Source organism: Novosphingobium sp. TK46 (assembly GCF_055361525.1).
In genome coordinates this window covers 2,256,998-2,277,724 of record NZ_CM143963.1, presented here as the reverse complement: position 1 = coordinate 2,277,724, position 20,727 = coordinate 2,256,998, and the positions used below count along the sequence as shown (strand labels likewise).

The 20,727-nt window shown below is 66.7% G+C and carries 15 protein-coding genes; 13 read left to right on the top strand and 2 right to left on the bottom strand.

The genetic code is table 11. The features are described from left to right. The first annotated feature begins 95 nt into the window (after window positions 1-95). The 8 genes from ACXJ1Z_RS10935 (at window position 96) to ACXJ1Z_RS10900 (ending at window position 10,526) form a co-directional block, all read left to right on the top strand. Window positions 96-788 (top strand): PepSY-associated TM helix domain-containing protein, encoded by a 693-nt coding sequence (locus ACXJ1Z_RS10935; RefSeq protein ID WP_463776640.1) that lies wholly within the window; start codon window positions 96-98, stop codon window positions 786-788. Between the two features lie 17 nt (window positions 789-805). After that, the gene (locus ACXJ1Z_RS10930; protein WP_463776639.1) at window positions 806-1,291 is read left to right on the top strand and encodes a DUF2271 domain-containing protein; all 486 of its coding nucleotides are present in this window, start codon (window positions 806-808) and stop codon (window positions 1,289-1,291) included. A gap of 55 nt (window positions 1,292-1,346) precedes the next feature. Further along, window positions 1,347-2,282 (top strand): DUF4198 domain-containing protein, encoded by a 936-nt coding sequence (locus ACXJ1Z_RS10925; RefSeq protein WP_463776637.1) that lies wholly within the window; start codon window positions 1,347-1,349, stop codon window positions 2,280-2,282. Window positions 2,283-2,301: 19 nt separating this feature from the next. Next, window positions 2,302-3,279, top strand: a complete 978-nt coding sequence (locus ACXJ1Z_RS10920) for an FAD:protein FMN transferase (protein ID WP_463776636.1) — start codon at window positions 2,302-2,304, stop codon at window positions 3,277-3,279. A 143-nt stretch (window positions 3,280-3,422) separates the two neighbouring features. Then, entirely contained in the window at window positions 3,423-5,831 is a 2,409-nt protein-coding gene (locus tag ACXJ1Z_RS10915; protein ID WP_463776634.1) for a TonB-dependent receptor, read from the top strand. Between the two features lie 104 nt (window positions 5,832-5,935). Next, on the top strand, window positions 5,936-6,616 hold the full coding sequence (locus tag ACXJ1Z_RS10910) for a Fe2+-dependent dioxygenase (RefSeq protein ID WP_463776633.1): 681 nt from the start codon (window positions 5,936-5,938) through the stop codon (window positions 6,614-6,616). Further along, on the top strand, window positions 6,613-7,728 hold the full coding sequence (locus ACXJ1Z_RS10905) for an alpha-hydroxy acid oxidase (protein WP_463776631.1): 1,116 nt from the start codon (window positions 6,613-6,615) through the stop codon (window positions 7,726-7,728). Before ACXJ1Z_RS10910 ends, ACXJ1Z_RS10905 begins: the two co-directional genes overlap by 4 nt. A gap of 104 nt (window positions 7,729-7,832) precedes the next feature. Continuing rightward, window positions 7,833-10,526, top strand: a complete 2,694-nt coding sequence (locus ACXJ1Z_RS10900; protein WP_463776630.1) for a TonB-dependent receptor — start codon at window positions 7,833-7,835, stop codon at window positions 10,524-10,526. A 27-nt stretch (window positions 10,527-10,553) separates the two neighbouring features. Here ACXJ1Z_RS10900 and ACXJ1Z_RS10895 read toward each other — a convergent pair whose 3' ends face one another. Further along, entirely contained in the window at window positions 10,554-10,958 is a 405-nt protein-coding gene (locus ACXJ1Z_RS10895) for an EthD domain-containing protein (protein ID WP_463776629.1), read from the bottom strand. 169 nt (window positions 10,959-11,127) lie between these two features. On the opposite strand from ACXJ1Z_RS10895, the gene ACXJ1Z_RS10890 reads away from it, so the two are divergent. The 3 genes from ACXJ1Z_RS10890 (at window position 11,128) to ACXJ1Z_RS10880 (ending at window position 15,877) form a co-directional block, all read left to right on the top strand. Next, window positions 11,128-13,824 carry a M1 family metallopeptidase gene (locus ACXJ1Z_RS10890; RefSeq protein WP_463776628.1) on the top strand — a complete coding sequence of 899 codons (2,697 nt, stop codon included), beginning with the start codon at window positions 11,128-11,130 and terminating at the stop codon, window positions 13,822-13,824. 133 nt (window positions 13,825-13,957) lie between these two features. Beyond that, the gene (locus ACXJ1Z_RS10885; RefSeq protein WP_463776626.1) at window positions 13,958-14,140 is read left to right on the top strand and encodes a hypothetical protein; all 183 of its coding nucleotides are present in this window, start codon (window positions 13,958-13,960) and stop codon (window positions 14,138-14,140) included. 636 nt (window positions 14,141-14,776) lie between these two features. Then, window positions 14,777-15,877 (top strand): zinc-binding metallopeptidase family protein, encoded by a 1,101-nt coding sequence (locus ACXJ1Z_RS10880; protein WP_463776625.1) that lies wholly within the window; start codon window positions 14,777-14,779, stop codon window positions 15,875-15,877. A 45-nt stretch (window positions 15,878-15,922) separates the two neighbouring features. On the opposite strand, the gene ACXJ1Z_RS10875 is transcribed toward ACXJ1Z_RS10880, so the two are convergent. Then, on the bottom strand, window positions 15,923-17,644 hold the full coding sequence (locus tag ACXJ1Z_RS10875) for a DEAD/DEAH box helicase (protein ID WP_463776624.1): 1,722 nt from the start codon (window positions 17,642-17,644) through the stop codon (window positions 15,923-15,925). A 267-nt stretch (window positions 17,645-17,911) separates the two neighbouring features. Between ACXJ1Z_RS10875 and ACXJ1Z_RS10870 the strand changes: the two genes are divergently transcribed. After that, window positions 17,912-20,284: a TonB-dependent receptor gene (locus ACXJ1Z_RS10870; protein WP_463776623.1), complete on the top strand. Its 2,373-nt coding sequence runs from the start codon at window positions 17,912-17,914 to the stop codon at window positions 20,282-20,284. Window positions 20,285-20,309: 25 nt separating this feature from the next. Beyond that, window positions 20,310-20,726, top strand: a complete 417-nt coding sequence (locus tag ACXJ1Z_RS10865; RefSeq protein ID WP_463776621.1) for a ribonuclease HI family protein — start codon at window positions 20,310-20,312, stop codon at window positions 20,724-20,726. The last annotated feature ends 1 nt before the right edge of the window (window position 20,727 follow it).

Sequence of the window (20,727 nt, the reverse complement as noted above, 5' to 3'; positions counted from 1 at the left end):
ATTGCGAGTCATTCGCATAGGCACTAAGGCGTGCGGCGTCCAGACCCTTCGGTTGCCCCGGCGGCAATCGCCCGCCATCAGGAAAGTTCGTATTCGTGGAAGCCGTCGACGTTGCCGAGCCCGTAGCGCAAACGCGTGCCGCCGCCACGACGACACGGCCCGCGCCCCCGCGAAAGAGCCGCAAGGTTCGCTCCTTCTGGCTCAAGCAACTGCATACATGGCACTGGATCAGCGCCGCGGTGTCGCTCACGGCCATGCTGCTGTTCGCGATAACCGGACTGACGCTGAATCATGCCGCCTCGATCGCGGCAAAGCCGATCGTCACCCAGGCCAGCGGAACCTTGCCCCAAGGATTGCTCAAGACCCTTCCCGAGCCGGGCGACAGCACCGCGCCGCTGTCGGCCCCGGTCGCCAGCGCCGTAGCCGCGGCGGTAACCCTGGACCCGGCGGGCTTTGCCGCCGACTGGTCGGACGAGGGAGAGGTCTATGTCGCGATGCCCGGCCCGGGGCGCGACGCATGGGTCAGCATCGACCGCGAGACCGGCGCCATCACCTCGGAAAAGACGCAGCGCGGATGGATCTCCTACGTCAACGACCTGCACAAGGGGCGCAACACCGGATCGGCGTGGTTCTGGTTCATCGACGTGTTTGCCGTCGCCTGCCTGGTTTTCACGCTGACCGGGCTGATCCTGCTGCAGATGCACTCCAAACACCGCCCGTTGACCTGGCCGATGGTCGGCCTCAGCCTGGCCATCCCGCTCGTCATCGCCATCTTCTTCATCCACTGACCAGGAAGCCTGCACATATGAAATCGAAGGTCCTGCCCTCCTTGCCGCTGCTGGTCGCCGGCACATTCGCCGCGCCGGCGACGGCGGCCACGGTCAGCGTCACCATCCCCAAGGTGAACGTCGCCGAGTATCACAAGCCCTACGTCGTGGGTTGGCTGGAGCCTGCCGCCGGCGGCGAGGCGCGTACCGTGTTCGTCTGGTACGATCTCAAGAAGGGTGGTCGCGAACCCGGCACCAAGTGGCTTGCCGACTTGCGCAGCTGGTGGCGCAAGGGCGGTCGCTCGCTCAAGCTGCCCGCCGACGGCCTGAGCGGCGCGACCCGCGCGCCCGGCACCTATCAGATCGCCATTCCCGGCAATCTGCCTGCGGGCGACTACGTGTTCAAGGTCGAGGCTGCGCGCGAAACCGGCGGCCGCGAGCTCGTATCCGTGCCGATCAAGCTGCCACGCGGCGGCGGTTCCGCCGCCGGCAAGACCGAGCTTGGCGCCGTCACCGTCCGCTAGATCATCGGGCCGATCCGCGACCTTCCCAAATCAATTACGCAACAGGGATCCCTTTATGCGCACTCGTCATGCTTTGCTTGCCGCCGCCGCTCTTGCCATCGGCATATCGTCGCCCGCGCTGGCGCACCGCCAGTGGCTGCTTCCGTCCACAACTACGCTTGCCGGCACCAGCGAGTACGTGACGGTCGACGCAGCGGTCTCGAACGACCTGTTCTATGCCGACCATGTCGCCATCGACCCGGCGCTGGTGAAGGTATGGGCGCCCGACGGCAGCGAGGGCAAGATCGAGAATGCGGCGAAGGGCCAGTACCGGTCGACCTTCGATGTGAAGATCGACAAGCCGGGCACCTGGACGATCGGCATGGAACGCGCGGGCGTCATGGGTACCTTCAAGGTCGGCGACGAGACCTGGCGCGTAGGTGGTCGTGGTCGACCCGGCGGTGGGCAAGGTGGCCCCGGCATGGCCGGCGCCGGTGCAGGCGGACCTAACGCGGGCGGCCCTAACGCAGGCGGCCCCGGCGCGGGTGGCCCGGCCCGCCCGCCGATGAAGAGCGTCGCCACCGTCGCGGACATTCCCGCCAACGCGACCGAGGTGAAACTGACCGAAAGCTATTCGCGCAACGTCATCTACGTGACCGCCGACGCGCCGACCGCCGGGGCGTTCAAGCCGACCGGAAAGGGTCTCGAATTCCAGCCGATCACGCAGCCCGGCTCGCTGGCGTCCGACGAGGAAGGCCAGTTCCGTTTCCTCGTCGATGGCAAGCCGGCAGCCAACGTCGCGGTGACGGTGGTGCCCGGGGGCAAGAAGTTCCGCGAGGCCGAGGATGCGCAGGAGCTGAAGACCGGCGCCGATGGGGTGCTTCACGTCAAATGGCCGGTCGCGGGCATGTACTGGCTCAGCGCGAATTATACGGACAACAAGCCGTCCGTCCCCCGTGCGACCGAGCGCCGCCTCGGCTTCACCACCACGCTCGAGGTGGTCGCGCCCTGAGGTCGTAGCCGACTGCGCCGTGCGCCTGGCCGTCCCCCTCGCGATCGACCCTGCAATCCTCGATGGCTGGCGTCCCGGCGCGCCGGTCGTCGAGCTGGATGGCGAGACAATGGGGACGGACTGGCGGGTGCGGCTGGCGGCGCCTTCCGGCTTCGATCGCGACGCGCTGCTCACCGCGATCGAAGCGCGGCTCGAAGCGATCCTCGCCGAGATGAGCCACTGGCGTGCCGATTCCGTCCTTGGCCGCTTCAATCGCGCTCCGGGTGGAACCTGGTTCACCTTGCCGGCTGATTTTACGCAGGTCTATCAGGCGGCGAGCACCGTCTTTGAGTGTAGTGGCGGAGCCTATGACCCTGCCATCGGCGAGCTTGTCGGCTTGTGGGGGTTCGGACCGGAACCGGCCAGGGCGCCGCCGGACGATGCGACGCTGACAGGCGCACGCGCGCGTTCCGGCATGGCGCGACTCGCCTACGATCCGCAGACCCGGCGCTTGCGCCAGCCAGGTGGCGCCCGCCTCGACTTCTCCGGCATCGCCAAGGGATTCGCCGTCGACGCGCTTGGCGTGGTGCTGCGCGAGCATGACTGCCATCACGCCCTCATCGAGATCGGCGGAGAGCTGCTGGGCCTGGGGCTGCGTCCCGATGGCGATCCATGGTGGGTCGAACTCGAAACGCCGGTCCGGGACATCCAGCGCCTGCGTATCGCGCTGCATCAGCTCGCGGTCGCGACTTCTGGCGATTACGTGCAAGGCCGGCACACCATCGATCCCCGCACCGGCGGACCTGTCGCCCATGCGCTGGCGGTCAGCGTGGTGCACCCCTCGGCAATGATGGCGGACGCCTGGGCGACGGCTCTCAGCGTGGAAGCACCGGCCGCGATGCGACTGCTCGCCACGCGCGAAAAGCTGTTGGTACGCGCAATCCTGCAGGCGAACGACACGCCAGTCGAATGGATCAGCCCCGCGTTATGGGCCCTCATCGGCGAACCGGAAATCTAATAAATCGGTTCGGAAACCGCGGCTTGGTACGGTTCGAAACACGATAGCCCACGCGCCTTGCGACAAATTGATATGATTTGTCTTGCTACTGCGAGTGACTCGCAATATCGGGCGCTTCGTTACCGATCCATATGGGGGAATTCATGTCATTCAAGCCGTCATCGTCGGCCACGCGCCGCACATTCCTGGCGCTTTCCTGCATCGCGCCGGTGTTCGCGCCTGCGCACGCGCAACAAGCCGGAACACCGGAGCGGTCGCTGGGCGGTGTCACGGTGACGGACAGCGCGATCGTCGAAGAACCCGGCCGCAAGCTTGAATCCCCCAAGCGCACGCGTTCGGTTCGCGACACACCGCAGACGATCACCGTGCTGACCAACGAGGTGATCGAACAGCAGAACCTGCTCACCTTGCGCGACGTGCTTTCGACCGTTCCGGGCATCACCTTCGGCGCGGGCGAAGGCGGCACCGGCCCCGGCGACAACATCACCTTCCGCGGCTACAGCGCCAGCAACGACATCACCATCGACGGCGTGCGCGACAGCGCGCAGATCACCCGCACCGATACCTACAACCTTGAGCAGCTCGAGGTCACCAACGGTGCCAACTCGGTGATCTCGGGTGCGGGTTCGACCGGCGGCAACATCAACCTGGTCACCAAGCGACCCAAGGCGAACGACGCCTATCTGGCGACCGCCGGGATCGGCACCGACAATTACTATCGCGCCACGGTGGACCTCAACAAGCGCGTCAACGATCTGGTCGCCTTCCGCCTCAACGCGATGTGGCACAAGAACGACGTGCCGGGCCGCGATATCGAGGATTTCAAGCGTTGGGGCGTGGCACCGTCGGTCACGTTCGGCGTCGACGGCCCGACAAGGCTGACGCTGCAGTACAATCACCAGGAGGACGACAACATTCCGCAGTACGGCGTGCCGTACTATTCGGGTAAGGTCCCCGGCGTCGATCGCAGCGACTATTTCGGCTACCGCAACTTCGACAAGCAGAAGATCAACGTCGACCAGGCGACCGCGATCTTCGAGCATTCGTTCAGCGACACCGTCTCGGTCCGCAATCTGGCACGCTGGCAGGACTCGCGCCAGTTGACGCAGGTTTCGCCTCCGCAGGGCACATACTGCGTCGCTGCCACCAACCGCACGCCGACCGGCGGCGCCTGCACGGTGAATCTGGGCACCACCGCTGTGCCGATCAATGCGACGCTGCCCACCGGCTACTATTACGCCACCGGCCCGCGCGGCAACACGCGTGATACGCGCAACCAGCTCCTGTTCGATCAGCTCGACCTGCGTGCGGTGCTCAACACCGGTGCGATCGAACACACCATAAATCTGGGCGGTGCGGCGACCTGGGAGAAGTACGACCTCCTGACCGGCAACTCGCTGCGCAACCCCAACGGCACGGCGGCCTTCGCCCGCTATCCGCTGATCAACATCGACAACCCCGGTGAAGTCATCACCGGACCCGCCTCCGCGTTCTTCACGTACGGCAGCAACGTCTACACCGGCCCGGTCAACTTCATCCCTGGCACGCACACGGACAGTGAGCAGACCAACGTCGCCGGCTACCTGTTCGACACCATGAAGCTGGGCAAATTCGAACTGAGCGCCGGTGGCCGCATCGAGCGTAATGTCGGCACGTCGTTCTCCGACACCATCTCGACGTCGGGCGCGACACTCGGCACCGTCACGGCGCGCAGCGCGGTGGCTCGCAGCGCCGATACGCTGCTCTCCTATCGCGTCGGCCTGAACTACAAGCCGGTGGAGCCGGTGAGCCTCTACATCGCTTACGGCAACTCGCAGACGCCGTCGAAGAACTCGGTCAACGGTTCATGCACCGCCGACACGCCCGGCGTGACCAACGCGACCTGCAACATCAACCCCGAAACCGCCAAGAACTACGAGATCGGCGCCAAGGCGGAACTGTTCAACGGCGGCCTGCTGCTGACCGCATCCGCCTTCCGCAACGAGCGGGACAAGTACGCGGTCATCTCGGGCGATCCCACCGTTCCCAACCAGCAGCTCGACGGCAAGTCGCGTGTCGACGGCATCGCCCTGGGCGCGTCCGGCACAATCACCCCGGCCTGGACGATCACCGCCAACTACACCTACCTGAAGGCCAAGCTGCTGCAGTCGGTATCGGACGAATGCCTTGCCAATCCCGGCACCGGCACCTGCACCAACACTGTCGCCAATCCCAACCCCGGCAGCGACCAGTTCCTGATACAGACGCCCAAGCACTCGGGCAGCCTGTTCACCACGTATCGCCTGCCGTTCGGCCTGACGCTGGGCTATGGCTTCACCTACCAGGGCAGCTTCCTGCTCTCCGCCGCCACGCCGCTTGCGGCCGCGATCCGCTCCGAAGACTTCCTGACGCATCAGGGCTACCTCGCCTACGAATTCAGCCCCAACGTGTCGGCTCAGGTCAACGTCAAGAATATCGGCAACAAGCTGTACTACACCCGCATCCGCAACAACGGGTGGGCGACTCCGGGGGATGCACGTTCGGCGGTCCTGACCATCACCGCCAAGATGTAGGCCCTGCCCCCGAAAGGTCCGGCGGACGCTTGCCGATTGCGTCCGCCGGGCTTGACCGGTCGCCTGGCGTTGCCTTGGCTCACGATACGGGCAAGAGAGAGCCGATGGTCATCGAGATCCCCGAACTGTTCACGCCCGACGAAGTACGCGGTATGCGCGCCGCGCTGGAAAGCGCCGACTGGGGCGATGGCCGCGCCACTGCCGGTCATCGGGCGGCCCGGGTGAAGCAGAACGAGCAGCTCGCCCTCGAACACCCCCTGGCGCGCGAGCTGGGCCAGCGGGTGCTGGCAAGGCTGGCCCAGACCCCGCTGTTCATCGCCGCCGCCCTGCCCGCCCGGGTGCTGCCACCGCGCTTCTCGCGCTATGACGGTCAGGGCCATTACGGCAACCACGTCGACAACGCGATTTTCCCGCTTCCCGGCACCGGCGAGCACGTTCGGTCCGACATCTCGGCGACGCTGTTCCTCAGCGATCCCGAGGACTACGACGGGGGCGAACTGGTGATCGAGGATATGTTCGGCACCCACGCCGCCAGACTGCCGGCGGGGCACGCGATCGTCTATCCGGGATCCAGCCTGCACCGGGTCGAGCCGGTCACGCGCGGAACCCGCCTCGCCGCGTTCTTCTGGGTGCAAAGCTTCGTCGCGTCGGCCGAACGCCGCCGGCTGCTGTTCGAACTGGACGGAGCGATCCAGTCGGTCGCGACCGACCACCCCGAACACCAGTCCGTCGACACGCTGACACAAGTCTATCACAACCTGCTGCGGCAATGGTCGCAGACGTGACGCCGCGGCCAGCGCACGCCGGAGTACCGGGCGGCATCGCCACTCTGGCCGATTACGAGCAGGTGGCCCAACAGCACTTTTCGCCCGAGGCCTGGGCCCACGTTCAGGAAGGTTCCGGCGCGGGTCGCAGCGTGGCGGAGAACCGCGCCGCGTTCGCCCGCTGGGGCTTCCTGCCGCGTGCCATGGCGGACTTACGCGGGGGCAATACCAAGCTGTCGCTGCTGGGCCGCGAACATGCATCGCCCGTGCTGCTGGCGCCGATGGCCTACCAGCGCCTTGCCCATCCCGAGGGCGAGCTTGCGGTCGTGCGTGCGGCCACCGCGCTGCAGGCCGGGATGATCGTCAGCACTTTGGCGAGCGTCACGCTGGAGGCGATCGCCGAGGCGGCGGCGGATGCGGCGCGGCAATTGACGACCACGACACCACCGCTGTGGTTCCAGCTCTATCTCCAGCCCGAGCGCGAGCATTCGCTGGCGCTGGTACGTCGCGCCGAAGCGGCCGGGTACGAAGCGATCGTGCTGACCGTCGATGCCGCGATCAAGCTGTCGGGGATCACCTTGCCGCCCGGTGTCGAGGCCGCGAACCTCAGCCGGATGCCGCGCCTGCAGCAGACGGCCGTGCCGGGCGGAAGCATCCTGCTGGGCACCGCGCTGGCGGACAATGCGCCGCGCTGGGAAGACCTGGCCTGGCTGCGCGCGGCGACGCATCTGCCGATCCTGGTCAAGGGCATGTTGCTGGGCGAGGATGCACGGCAGGCGGTGGACATGGGCGCCGACGGCCTGGTGGTCTCCAACCACGGTGGACGGGTGCTGGATGGCTTGCCCAGCGCCATCGACGTGCTCGCCAATGTACGCGAGGCGACCGACGGCAAGGTGCCGCTGCTGGTGGATGGGGGGGTGCGAACGGGCGCGGACGTGGTCAAGGCGCTGGCTCTTGGCGCCACCGCGGTGCTGCTCGGCCGGCCCCAGATGCATGCGCTGGCGGTGGCCGGAATGGCCGGCGTGGCGCATGTGCTGCATCTGCTGCGCACCGAAACCGAAGCGGTGATGGCGCAACTGGGCTGTCGCGACCTGCGTGCGGTCGGCCCGGAGCGATTGATCCGGCTGGATTGAAGGCAGGCAGCGCCGGGCCTGTCACCAATTGATACAAAATGCGACGCCATGGGGCGTCCAATTCCGCCATGGCGAAAGCCAGCGGGACAAGGGTGGGTAAATCGATGATCGGGGCCAATGTGACTTCTACAGCCAGACGTGCCGGACTGCTGCTCAGCGCGGCGGTCGGCTTCGTTCCCTCCGGTGCCGCGCTGGCGCAGGAGGCGGTCGCCGAAGAGCCCGAGGAGATCGTCGTCTCGGGCCAGCGGCCGCGCGGCTCGGTCGTCGGCGATGTCGCCCCCGAAGTCACCCTCGACGCTGGCGACGTCCGGGCGCTGGGCGTCTCGAGCGTCAACGACCTGCTGGCGGAACTCGCCCCGCAAACGCAGAGCGGTGGCGGCGGCTCGCCGGTGGTCCTGCTCGAAGGGCGGCGCATCGCCAGCCTGCGCGAGATCGGGACGATCCCCACCGAGGCGATCCAGCGGGTCGAGATCCTGCCCGAGGAAGTCGCGCTGAAGTATGGCTTTCCGGCCACCCAGAAGGTCGTGAACATCGTGCTGCGCCAACGCTTCCGCGCCTTCGCGGCCGAAGGTGGCGGGCGATTGGGCACGCAGGGTGATGGCCTGCGGCTGACATCACGGGGCGATTTCCTCGCGATCAGACGCGGCGAGCGGATCAACCTCGATGCGAACTACACGCAGAACAACGCCATCCTCGAAGGCGATCGTGGCCTGAACACGGCGGGCGACAATGGCAGGAACCGCACCCTGACGCCCGAAACCCAGGCGCTGACGCTGACAGGCACCTGGGCCAAGCCGCTGTCACGGGTATGGCTGGCGACCGTCAACGGGGAAGTCACCACCAACGAAAGCCGCAGCCTGCGCGGCAGCGCCGTGCGCCCGGTGACGATTCCCGGCGGCAGTCCTTATGCCACCGGACCGGCCGACACCGTGTTCGTACCCGGCGTGGATGGTCTGAACCCCTTGCGCAACAGCAACTCGCGCCAGACCGGCCACATGGGGCTGACGCTGAACGGCACGACCGCGAAATGGCAGTGGACCGCCACCGGCAATTACGACCACACCGATACCCGCGCCATTTCGCAGCGACCGCTGAACCTGGCGACGTATGCCGCGGCGGTCGCCGCCGGCGATCCGCTGGCCGATCCCGACCTGCCGATCGCGGGACCATTCCTGGTGCCGCAACGCGCCGACGTCTCGCGCAACAACAACGACAGCGCCGACGTGAACCTGCTCGCAACCACCTCACCCTTCAAGGTTCCGGCCGGTGCGGTGACGACGACTTTCGCTGCGGGCGGTTCGACCTTCCGGTCGGATGGCACGATCACACGTGGCGGCCTGGTTCAGGACACCGGCGTGTCGCGCGACGAAGGGCAGGCGTCGGTCAACATCGACGTGCCGCTCAGCAGCCGGGCGGTACCGCTGTTCCCGGGTGCCGGTCGCCTGTCGCTCAACGGCAACGCCGGGGTCCGGCAGGTCGGTGGGTTCGGCACCTTGCGCACGCTGGGCGGTGGCCTCGTCTGGAACCCGACTGCGCGGCTGAGCCTGATCGGCAGCTATCGCGACGACCAGAGCGCACCGACCGCCGCACAGGTCGGCGATGCGGTGATCACCACCGAAAACTTCGACCTGTTCGATTATTCGCGCGGACAGTCGGTCCGCGTCAACGCGCTGACCGGGGGCAATCCGCTGCTGGCGCAAGCAAGCCTGCGCAACTTGCGGCTGGGCAGCACGCTGCGGTTCGACAAGCCGGGCATCACCCTCAACCTCGACTACAACCGCAGCTGGCAGAGTGGCCAGATCGTCGCGCTGCCCGGTGCGACCCCGGACGTGCTGGCGGCGTTCCCCGAACGCTTCGTGCGTGATGCCAACGGCAGCCTCATCTCGGTCGACCTGCGACCGATCAACATCGCCAGCGAAGACCGCTCGCAACTGCGGATGGGGATCACCTTCACCAAGTCGCTCAAGACGCCGCAAGCCCAGATCGATGCCATGCGCGCCAGCTTTCAGAAACGCTTTCCCAACGGCTTTCCCGGTCGTGACGGCGAAGGTCGCGGTGACCGGCCGGACGGTGATCGCCCTCGATCGGACGATGGCCCGGGTGCCGCACCCGGAGGCGGTCCCGATGGCGCGGCGAACGACGCCGGTACGCCGGCCCGGGCGCCCGGCGGCGCGGATGCCGGCGGTGATCGCGGCAGCGGGGGCGGTGGCGCGCGCGGCGCTGGTGGCGGACGCGGCGGTTTCGGTGGGTTTGGCGGCGGCGGTGGCGGGCGCGGTGGACGGCTGACCTTTTCGGTCTATCACACCTGGGTGCTGTCCGATCGCGCGGTGCTGCGCGATGGCCAGCCCAGCATCGACCTGCTCGACGGCGGCACCATCGGCGCCAGCGGCGGCGGCACCCCGCGCCATCAGGTCGAGCTTCAGGCCGGCTACTCGCAAAGCGGCCTTGGCGTGCGGCTCAATGGCGATTGGCAAAGCGCCACCAGGGTCGACGGGATCGATGGCTTCCCGACCTCGCAGTTGCGTTTCGACTCGCTGGCGACGTTCAATCTTCGCTTCTTCGCGGATCTGGGCCAACGGCCCAAGCTGGTCGACAAGGTGCCGTTCCTGCGTGGGGCACGGATCACCTTCGCGGTCGCCAACGTGTTCGATGCCCGCCAGCAGGTCCGCGACGGCACCGGAACGACCCCGCTGGCCTACAACCGCAACATCATCGACCCGGTCGGACGCAGCTTCCAGTTGACCTTGCGCAAGCTGTTCTTCAGCCGACCGGCCGGAGCGCCCGGCCCCCGCCCCTGATCCACCAACGGCGCGGGCAGCCGGCGTTCAGCCCTGCTGAGCCGCCCTCACCGCGTCGAGATCGGTGTCGCACTCGATCACGGTCAGGATCCGGAACGAGGAACGGTCGAACAGCTGTTGCTCGTCCGCGACGATCTCGTCCGGCATCAGGGTGCTGGTCAGATAGGACAGCGTGCCGCGAAACGTCGCCTCGTCGTCAAACCACAGTTCGGTGATGACGTCGTAGGGCAGTTCGCCCGGCTCGCCGGTTTCCGGGTGGCGGTGCGGCTCGAGGTAGCGGCGGACGTAACGGCTAAGCATCCCCGACGATTTGGCCGCCAGCGGTGCGTGATGGTTCTCGTAGTAATCGCGGAACGCCTCGACCGACATGCCCGGCTTGCGCTTCATCGGCAACAGGATCTTGTAGGTCGTGGCAGGGTCTGAAGATGGCATGGCAACACTCTCCCGTTTGTCTCGTTGTGCCGGTCATAGCCATCCGCCACGCGGGGGTCATCGGCCAAGGTGCGCGATCGGCAGGGTATGGGCTGGATCGCGTCGCCGCCGATGTCTAGACGTGTGGCAGGCCGCCGTAAAAACAACACCTTTCGGAGCACGTCACGCCATGCGCCCATTCCTTCGCTCTCTCGCGTCTGCCTCCGCCGTGATCGCCCTGGCAGTCTCGTTGCCGGCCATCGCCGCATCCGCGCCCAGCCCCGCTGCAGCCGCCGCGGATGCCGCTCCGCTGCCCGAGACGATCCCGAGCGATCTGCCGCGCACCGCCCGTCCCACCCACTACAGCATCGAAGTGACCCCGGACGCCAAGGCCCTGACGTTCTCGGGCAAGGTCGCGATCGACATCAGGGTGTTCGCCGCCAGCCAGGGCCTGACCCTGCACGGCAACAGCCTCAAAGTTTCTTCGGCCCGGCTGATCCCGCAAGCGGGAGGCGCGGGCGTGCCGCTGCAGGTGACCGTCGACGACAAGGCGCAGCTGCTGCGTTTCGCGGCGCCTGCCGCGATCCAGCCCGGTACGTACCGCCTCGACATCGCCTATACCGGCACGATCGGCACGCAGCCGTCGGGCCTGTTCGCGCTCGACTACCCCGACAAGCGCACCGGCCGCAGCGTGCGTGGTCTGTTCACCCAGTTCGAGGCGCCCGACGCGCGCCGCTTCGTGCCCAGCTTCGACGAACCCAGCTACAAGGCGACGTTCGACCTTGCCGCTGTGGTCCCTGCCGACCAGATGGCGTTGAGCAACATGCCGGTCGCCAGCGAAAAGAAGCTGGGCGGCGGGCGCAAGCGCGTCACCTTCGCCACCACGCCGCGGATGAGTTCGTACCTGCTGTTCTTCGGCGTCGGCGATTTCGAGCGGACCGCCCGCAAGGCGACCGATGGTGTCGAAGTCGGCATCGTCTCGGCGACCGGCAGCGGCGCCAAGGCCGACTACGCCCGTGACTCGCTCGCCGAGATCCTGCCTTGGTACGACGACTATTTCGGCGTGAAGTTCCCGCTGCCCAAGCTCGACAACATCGCCGCTCCGGGCAGCTCGCAGTTCTTCGGCGCGATGGAGAACTGGGGCGCGATCATGACGTTCGAGCGCATCCTGCTGCTCGATCCCGCCACCACCAGCCCCGGCGAAAAGCAGGACATCTACAGCGTGCAGGCGCACGAAACCGCGCACCAGTGGTTCGGCGATCTGGTGACGATGGGCTGGTGGGACGACATCTGGCTCAACGAAGGTTTCGCCAGCTGGATGGCGGACAAGATCACCGATCACTTCCATCCCGAATGGGGCTGGAAGCTGAATGCCATCGATGGCCGCGAGTCGGCGATGGCGCTCGACGCGCTGCCGACCACCCATGCCGTGGTGCAGAAGGTGCGCACCGCGTCCGAGATGGAACAGGCCTTCGATTCGATCACCTACGAAAAGGGTCAGGCGACGATCGCCATGCTCGAGGATTACGTGGGTGAGGATACCTGGCGCAGTGGCATCCGCAGCTACATGCAGGCCCACGCCTATTCGAACACGGTCAGCAAGGACTTGTGGACCGCGATCGAGGGCGCTGGCGGCAACGACGTCAACCGCATCGCCGACGCTTTTACCCGCATCCCCGGCGTCCCCTTGCTGCGCGTAACCGCCACGTCCTGCAAGGCTGGCAAGACCAACCTGCAACTGGCGCAAGGTGCGTTCTCGCTCGATCCTTCGGACCGGGCGGGCCAGAAGCCGACCTGGCCGCTACCGCTGCTGATCCGCGCCAGCGATGCCGCCCCCACGCGCCATCTGATGACCGGAAAGACCGACACCGTCACCGTGCCAGGATGCGACGCGGCGTTGGTGAACAGTGGGCAGCTGGGCTACTATCGCACGCTCTACGATGCCAAGTCGCTGGCCCGGCTGACCGGCAGCTTCGGCTCGCTCGCACCGATCGACCAGTACGGCCTCTTGCGTGACAACATGACGCTGTCGCTGGCGGGTTATCAGGACATGGCCGCCGGGCTGAACCTGCTGGCGGCGGTCCCGGCGACGGCGGACGCGACACTGTCGGAAAAGGCCGCAGCGCAGTGGGAAGGCCTCGACGCCGTGCTGGAGGATGGTCCGGCCAAGCAGCAGTACGCCGCGCTGGTCTCGCGAACATGGTTGCCTCGCCTGCAGAAGCTGGGGTTCGATCCGGTGGCGGGTGAGCCGCTGACCGATACCAAGCTGCGCGCGCAACTGGTCGATACGCTTGGCACCGTGCGCAACCCGGACGTCGGAGCCGAAGCGCGCCGCCGCCTGCAAGCATTGCCCACCAACCCCAAGGCGCTCGACGGGCCGCTCAAGCGTGACTGGCTCGAAGCCGCCGCCCGGCAGGCGACGCGCAGCGATTGGGATCTGATGCGCCAGCAGGCCGGCAAGGTCTCCAGCATCGTCGAACGCCAGCTGTACTACAGCACGCTGGGCCTCGCCCAGGACGAGACGCTGGCGAACGCGACGCTGGCACTGGCGATCTCGGGCACGCCCGACGCCACCAGCGCGGCGCAGATGATGACCTCGGTCGGGCGCGTGCACCCGGAACTGACGTTCGACTTCGTCCGTGCTAACCAGGACGCGGTCAACAAGCTGGTCGAGCATGCGGGCCGTCCACGGTTCATCGCGCGGATCGTCGCCGCCAGCACCGACCCGGCGATGGTCGGTAAGCTGCAGGCCTATGCTGCCACGCTTCCCGCGGACGAAGCCAAGCCGGTGATCCAGGCGCTGACCAGCCTCAAGCAGCGACTCGCCACGCGCCCTGCCCAGCGCAAGCAGATGGCGGCATGGCTGGCCACGAAGGGAGCGCGATAAGCAGGATCGGATGGCGGGTTCGTTCAGCTCGGCGCAAGGTTTCGGCAACTCGGCTCAAGTGGGTTTGACTGCCGAAACCGTTGTGGCAATACTCTACTTACTGGGTTGAACGATGTTGAACAGGAGACGATGGATGCGCAGTTTCTGGACTCGTGAATTCCTGACCCGCCGGATCGATCGCTGCTATCTGATCGCGGCCGGCGCACGGCGCGCCGAGAAGCGCACGCTTCACCTCGAACTCGCACGGTACTATCGCCAGATGTTGGCGGTCATTACCGATGGCTCGAACCGTGGCCTGGCGATGGCCGGAGCCTGAAGCCCACCAGCTGCAATCGAGAGGATGATACGCCCCTGCCACTCATCATTCCTGCATCGCCGGGAATGATGAAGCAGGTGGCGAGACGGTATCAGGCGCCGCCGGACGCGCTAACATGCCCGCCGGCGAGCGCGGGATAACGCCAGGAAAGACACACGGCGGACGTTGCGGCCGGCGCGGGGTGCCTGACGCGACAGGCTTGGCTCGCGTTCCATCTCGCGACTGGCTGACGGGGGAAGCGCGTAAGCGGACCGCCAGCTCGACCTTCTTTTTCATGCGAAGCTCCGGCGGCGAAAGGTTCGCAAAAACGCCGCCGGTTTGAACGATCGGGAGAGCCTGCGGACGTACCGCCGGTATGCCGATCGTTAGCCATCGCATCGGGTGCAGGCGCCCGTCTGTGAAGCGCCGGCCGCACGGTGCGGGGTTGGTCGAACGATGCGCATCGTTCCCCGCACCCGCCGTTTACCGGATCAGGCCGAGACCTGCTCCAGTGCTGCACCATATAACCTAAACGGTTCACCATGTCAAGTTAGACCGCGCCTCCCGGCCCGATTGCCTGAAAAACGGGCAACAGTGTGCCGCAACGGACGTTTGTGTGCCAGCTAGCCATGCCGCGCTCACATGACGAAAGTTGAAATGCCGACCAGATCTTGCCCCGCCTGCGCGAATGCGCTGCCGTTCGAGAGCCGGCATTGCGATGCCTGCCTTCGCCCGGTTGGCTTCGACTGGCGCGGCGACACCTTCCTCGCGCTCGATATCGATGTGGGCGGGTGGATCGACACCACCGGGTTGCGCGGCGATCTCGTGCCCTGTCGCAACACCGCGTTCGGCGCCTGCAACTGGCTCGTCGCGGCAACGGCGAAAGACGATCGTTGCCTGGCATGCGGGCTCAATCGCATCATCCCGGACCTGACCGTGGCGGGCGTCCTCGATCGCTGGCGCCGGATCGAGGACGCCAAGCGGCGGATGCTGCATGGCGTGCTGCGGCTGGGCCTGCCGGTCACCGCGCGGGGCGGGGCGCCGATCCAGTTCGACTTCCTCTACGATCCGGTCGCGGAGAACGGCGCGCCTCCACAGTTCACCACCGGCCATGCATTCGGCGTCATCACCCTCAACATCATCGAGGCGGACGACGCCGCGCGTGAACGCATCCGCCAGGCGCTCAAGGAACCGTACCGCACGTTGCTCGGCCATTTTCGCCATGAGATCGCACACTACTACTGGCACCGGCTGGTCGAGCCATCGTCAGACCTCGGGCCGTTTCGCGCGCTATTCGGCGACGATCGCGCCGATTATGCCGCCGCCCTGCGGCGCCACTATGCGCAAGGAGCGCCGTCCGACTGGCAGGAACGGCATATCTCCAGCTATGCCGCGACGCATCCGTGGGAGGATTTCGCCGAGACTTTCGCGCACTACCTACACATCGTCGATACGCTCGCAACGATCCGCGAGACCGGGCTGGCGCAAGTCGCGGATGGGGGGCAACCCTCGGTCGATCCCTACACCGCCAGCTTCGCCGAACTGGGCCGCGCCTGGATCACGCTCGCGTTCAAGCTCAACGAGGTCTCGCGCAGCATGGGTCACCGCGATCTCTATCCGTTCAGCCTGTCACCCGGCGTGATGCTCAAGCTCGACTTCGTGCACCGGCTGATCGCCTTTGCCGCCGGTCGCTGGGCCCCCGGCAGTGCCGAGGGCGCCGAACTTCATGCCCTGATCTCGGGCCTTAGACCCGCCTGATCGCGACATCCAGCCGAGCCCGAGAGAGCCGGCCAGCACGCTATGTCAGCGGGCGCGCGGGCCCTTGCGGTGCGGCTTGCCACCACCGGCATGCTGGGGGCGGCCTTCGCGCGGACCGCTGCGGTTCTGCCGGGCTGCTCCGCGTGGCGTATCGGCCGGGCCGCCTTCGGCCAGTTCGATGCGCACGCCGCTCTCGTCAGAGCCATCGGCGCCGGCAGTGCGGGCGACGGCGGCGCTGAACTTGCCGGCGATGGTGCTGGGGATCTGGAACCAGGTTTCAGTGGCGGCAATGCGGATCGCGCCGATCTCGGTCTTGGTGACATGCCCGCGACGGCACAGCAGCGGCAGGATCCAGCGCGGATCGGCGTTCTGGCGGCGACCGATGTCCATCCGGAACCAGACCGTGTCCTCGAAGCCGGGGCGATGCTTTTCGACCTGCGCCGCCTTGCGCGCTTCGGGCGTGCCCTCGATCAGTTCCTCTGGGCTCGGCAGCGCGGCGCGGTACGCACGCACCAGAGCCGCGGCGATATCCTCGGGCGTGCGTTCCGCCAGCAGGCGAGCGCCGAGCTCGCGATCCTCGTCGTCGAACTCGACCGGGGCCAGTAGCGCCTCCAGCGTGCGCTCACGATCGCGGGCGCGGATGTCGTCAGGTGTCGGCGCGGTGATCCATTCGGCCTGCACCCGGGCATCGCGCAGCATGCCTTCGACCCGGCGACGGCGCGGATAAGGCACGATGAGCACGGCGGTGCCCTTCTTGCCGGCGCGACCGGTACGGCCGGAACGGTGCTGCAGCGTCTCGGCATCACGCGGCAATTCGACGTGGATCACGAGGCTGAGCGAAGGCAGATCGATGCCGCGTGCGGCTACGTCTGTGGCGACGCAAACGCGGGCGCGGCGATCACGCAGCGCCTGCAACGCCGCGTTGCGCTCGTTCTGGCTATGCTCGCCCGACAGCGCGACGGCTTCGAAGCCGCGCTCGGTCAGGCTGGCGTGCAAATGGCGGACGTTGTCGCGCGTGGCGCAGAACAGCATCGCCGTATCCGCTTCGTGAAGGCGCAGCAGGTTGATCGCCACATGCTCGATATCGGACGGAGAGACGGTGACGCACTGGTAAGCGATGTCGCCATGGCCGCGATCCTCGCCTACGGTCGAAATGCGCAAGGCATCGCGCTGGTAGCGCTTGGCCAGCGCCACGATGGGCTTTGGCATCGTCGCCGAAAACAACAGCGTGCGACGGCCTTCGGGCGTGCCGTCGAGGATCTGTTCGAGATCCTCGCGGAAGCCCATGTCGAGCATCTCGTCCGCTTCGTCGAGGATGGCGACCTTCAAGGCCGACAGGTCGAGCGCCCCGCGCTCAAGGTGGTCGCGAAGACGGCCGGGCGTGCCGACGACGATGTGGGCGCCGTGGTTCAGGGCGCGACGCTCTTTCGAGGCATCCATGCCGCCGACGCAGATGGCGATGCGCGCGCCGGCCTTTTCGTACAGCCAGCCAAGCTCGCGGCTGACCTGCAAGGCCAGTTCGCGAGTCGGTGCGATGATGAGCGCGAGCGGCGTCGCGGCGCGGGGCAGGCCCTCGCCTTCGAACAGCTGCGCGGCCATGCCGAGGCCGAAGGCGACGGTCTTGCCCGAGCCGGTCTTGGCCGAGACGACAAGGTCGCGCCCCTCGGCTTCAGGTTCGAGAACGGCGCTTTGAACAGGAGTGAGCGCGGTATAACCGCGCGCGGCGAGCGCTTCCGTGAGAAGCGGCGGAGTGGATGCTGGTGTCATGCGAACGCGCTCCTTGGCCTATCTCGCGCTTTTACACAAGGGCGCGCCGTGCCGATCGCGACAATGACCTCGAATGGCCGCCTGCCGCCTCGCCCGATTGTTGCAGCCCGGCACCACGTTGCGGACAAAGCGCAACAATATGAAATATTGTCACCAATGTCACATCAAGCGGGATTAGGGGCGCGCCAACGCCGCCGAGCAGAGGGAACCGCGCCACCAAGGCGCGGCTGTGGGGGCCGCGAAACCGGTGACAAAGGAATCTCTCGAATGACTTCGTACAAGCAGCATCGCGCGTTGATCCTCAGCGTTCTGGCGCTTGGTGCAAGCGCACTGCCGGGCATGGCCATCGCCCAGACGGCCCCGGCCGCCCCCGCCGACAATTCGGCCGCCGCCGATGCCGGCACGACCGCGAGCGCGCAGCCTGCGGAAGGCGCCGACATCGTCGTGACCGCGCAGCGCCGCCAGCAGCGGCTCATCGACGTGCCGCTGTCCGTGGGCGTGCTGCGCGGCGACGACGTGCGCACCTTCACCTCGGGCGGCGAAGACACGCTGCTCTCGCTGTCGGGCCGTGTCCCCGGCCTCTACGCCGAATCGACGACCGGACGCATCTTCCCGCGCTTCTACATTCGCGGCCTGGGCAACATCGACTTCTACCTCGGCGCATCGCAGCCGGTGTCGATCATCCAGGACGACGTCGTGCTGGAGCATGTCGTGCTCAAGTCGAACCCGGTGTTCGACGTGGCGCAAGTCGAAGTGCTGCGCGGTCCGCAAGGCTCGCTGTTCGGCCGCAACACCACCGCCGGCATCATCAAGTTCGACACCGCCCGCCCCACCCAGACGCTTGACGGACAGGCCTCGCTCAGCGTCGGCAGCTACAAGACGGTGACGATGGATGCGGGCATCGGCGGCCCGATCGTGGCCGACAAGATCGCCGTGCGCGCTTCGGTGTTCGTGCAGCATCGCGACGACTGGGTCGACAACACCTATGCCGGCCCCAGCTTCGACGGCACCGTCACGCCGATGAAGAACGTCATGGGCGGCTTCGATGATCGCAACGCGCGTCTGCAGGTGCTGCTGACGCCGACGGACAACTTCTCGGTCCTGCTGTCGGGCCACTATCGCGATTACGAGGGGACTTCGACGCTGTTCCTGCGCGGTGGACTGGTGAAGGGCTCGAACGATCCGATCGCCCCGCGCAGCTCGGTCGCCTTCGACGAGGCGCAGAACAATCCCCAAGCCTACAAGACCAAGGGCGCATCGGCCCACGTCACCTGGGACTTCGGCCCGGCGGCGCTGACGTCGATCACCGCCTACGAAACCACCAAGGGCTACAGCCGGGGTGACACCGATGGTGGCGCCGCGGCCAACTTCCCGTTCAACGGCGTCGCCAATGGCTATGGCGAGTCGCAGGGCCAGATCCGCGACCTCGACCAGTGGACGCAGGAACTGCGCCTTGCCAGCACCGGCGACACCGCGTTCAAGTGGCAGGTCGGCGGCTTCTATTTCGACAGCCGCGACACGACCGACTTCTACCAGCGCCGCTTCTTCCTGACCGCGCCGGCCTCGGCCACCAACCCGAACAGCAACAACCCCAACAACTGGGTACGCCTGCGCAACGTCAACACCTCGTGGGCGGTGTTCGGTCAGGCCAGCTACAAGATCGGCGACAAGTTCACGATCACCGCCGGCGGCCGCTACACCGACGACGACAAGAAGACGCGCCTGCTCAAGACCGCGAACACGATCACCAACGCGGTCACCTACACCGGCCGCCGCTTCGTCGAGCTTGAGGACAAGAAGCCCAGCTGGGACGTGAGCGCGTTGTACCAGGCGACGCCGGATCTCAGCCTCTATGCCCGCATCGCGCGCGGTTTCCGCGGCCCGACGATCCAGGGCCGCTCGGCCGTGTTCGGTTCGGACTTCACCACCGCGGATTCCGAGACGATCACCTCGTACGAAGCCGGTTTCAAGAGCCAGCTGCTGGACAACACCCTGCGCTTCAACGCCAGCGCGTTCTACTGGAACCTCAAGGACATCCAGCTCAACGGCAACGATTCCAACGGCAACGGCGTGCTGTTCAATGCCGACAAGGCCGAAGCCTATGGCATGGAAGCCGAGCTGGAATATCGGCCCGTCGAGAACCTTTCGCTTTCGCTGGGCGGAAGCCTGCTGCACACCGAGATCAAGGACAACCGCGTGTTCGCACAGGCGTGCAGCCTGAACGGGGTGCTTGTGTGCACCGTCAACGACCCGCTGATCACGCGCGGCACCGGCACAGGCACGACCTACTTCGCGCAGATCAACGGCAACCCGCTGCCCAACGCGCCGAAGTACACGCTGAACGCCACCGCGCGTTACGATATCCCGATCAGCGATACATCCAAGGTGTTCATCTCCACCGACTGGAACGTCCAGGGCTACACCAACTTCGTTCTCTACAAGACCGACGAGTTCTTCTCGAAGGGCAACTTCGAGGGCGGCCTGAAGGTCGGCTACGACACCGGCACGTTCGAGATCGCGGCGTTCGCCCGCAACATCACGAACGAGAAGAACCTCAAGGGCGTGATCGAGAACTACATGGCCGCCGTCTACAACGAACCGCGCATCATCGGCGTATCGTTCAGCGGCAAGATCCGCTGAGCTGATCCGAATGGGGGCGGCCGGGATGCCGGTCGCCCTTTCCCATGATACACCGCTGGCGATGCAACGTGCGATCTTCCACTTCGACGGGGGCAGCCGGCCCAACCCCGGCCCGATGGAGATCGCCGTCGTCCATGCCGGCCAGACCCATTTTCGCGACGATATCGGTTTGGGCGACAACAACGAAGCGGAGTGGCTGGCGCTGCTGTTCGCCGTCGAACTCGCCACGGCGGCGCAGGTTCGCGACGTCCGGTTCGTGGGCGATTCGACGTTGGTGATCCGGCAGGCGAGCGGGGCGTGGCCCTGCCGCAGCCCCCAACTCCAGCCTTATCTCGCGGCGTTCGGCCAGGCGACCGGCGTGTTCGATCGCGTCATCATGCGCCACGTCCCCCGATCGAAGAACCTGGCCGGCATCGCCCTCGCCGGACGCGCTCTGCCTTAAG